Annotated in this window: 1 protein-coding gene; it reads left to right on the top strand. The window is 65.1% G+C overall.

The genetic code is table 11. The features are described from left to right. The first annotated feature begins 62 nt into the window (after positions 1-62). Positions 63-1,192, top strand: a protein-coding gene (locus FHY02_RS22595) for an IS3 family transposase (RefSeq protein WP_183926620.1) whose coding sequence is annotated in 2 segments (ribosomal slippage) — positions 63-309 and positions 309-1,192 — 1,131 coding nt in all. Because the reading frame shifts where the segments join, the coding sequence is not laid out codon by codon here. The last annotated feature ends 26 nt before the right edge of the window (positions 1,193-1,218 follow it).

Raw genomic sequence — 1,218 nt, 5'->3', positions numbered from 1 at the left:
TGACGTGCTCCCCTGAAACTCCGCCAGTTTGAGCTAGAGTCCACCTTCGTGAGGAGATGGATGTGAAGAAGACCAGGTTCAGCGAGGAGCAGATCATCGCGGTTCTGCGTGAGCAGGAGGGCGGGATGAAGACCGCCGATGTGTGCCGCAAGCATGGGATCAGCAGCGCGACGCTGTACGCGTGGAAGGCGAAGTACGGCGGCATGGATGTGTCGCAGGCACGCAAACTGAAGGTGCTGGAGGAGGAGAACGGCCGGCTCAAACGACTGCTGGCCGACGCCATGCTCGACAATGCCGTGCTGAAGGAGGCGGCGGGAAAAAACTGGTGAAGCCTGCCGCTCAGCGGAAGGCTGTCGAGCATGCTCGGCAGCTGTTCGGCATCAGCGAGCGTCGGGCCTGTACCATCTTCGGCGTGGACAGAACGTCGGTGCGCTACGCGCCCCGGCGTAGGGATGATGGCGACCTACGGTCGCGGTTGCGCGAGATCGCAGCCGAACGGCGCCGCTTCGGCTACCGTCGGCTTGGGATCATGCTGGCCCGTGAGGGGCTGGTCATGAACCACAAGAAGCTGCTGCGGCTGTACCGCGAGGAAAACCTGGGGGTCAGGCGCCGGCGTGGCCGCAAGCGAGCGATGGGCACCCGCGCGCCCATGGCGCTGCCGCAGGGGCCGAACCAGCGCTGGAGCCTCGACTTCATCAGCGACACGCTGATCAGCGGTCGGCGCATCCGTATCCTGGCGGTGGTCGACGACTTCACGCGGGAATGCCTGGCGCTGGTGGCCGACACCTCGCTGTCAGGCACGCGTGTCGCTCGTGAGCTCGACGCCATCATCGCCGTCAGAGGCGTACCGCCGCTGATGGTCGTCAGCGACAACGGCACCGAGTTGACCAGCCTGGCGATCCTGAGATGGACCCAGGAGCGCCCCCTCGAGTGGCACTACATCGCGCCGGGCAAGCCGCAGCAGAACGGCTATGTCGAAAGCTTCAACGGTCGTCTGCGCGACGAATGCCTCAACGAGACGCTGTTCGTGTCGCTCGGCCATGCCCGCGCAGTGCTGCGGCTCTGGCGCGACGACTACAACCATGTGCGGCCGCATAGCGGTATTGGCGGGCTGACGCCCGCCGATGCTGCCAGGCGGGTTGTGCAACACCGCCCCGAGGGGCACCATAATAGCCCCGGACTCCAGTTATGACTGGTAGAGCTTTGGGGAGCACGTCA

This window comes from Sphingomonas sp. BK069 (genome assembly GCF_014193405.1).
Taxonomy (GTDB): domain Bacteria; phylum Pseudomonadota; class Alphaproteobacteria; order Sphingomonadales; family Sphingomonadaceae; genus Sphingomonas.
This window is presented reverse-complemented; position numbering and strand designations above follow the sequence as displayed.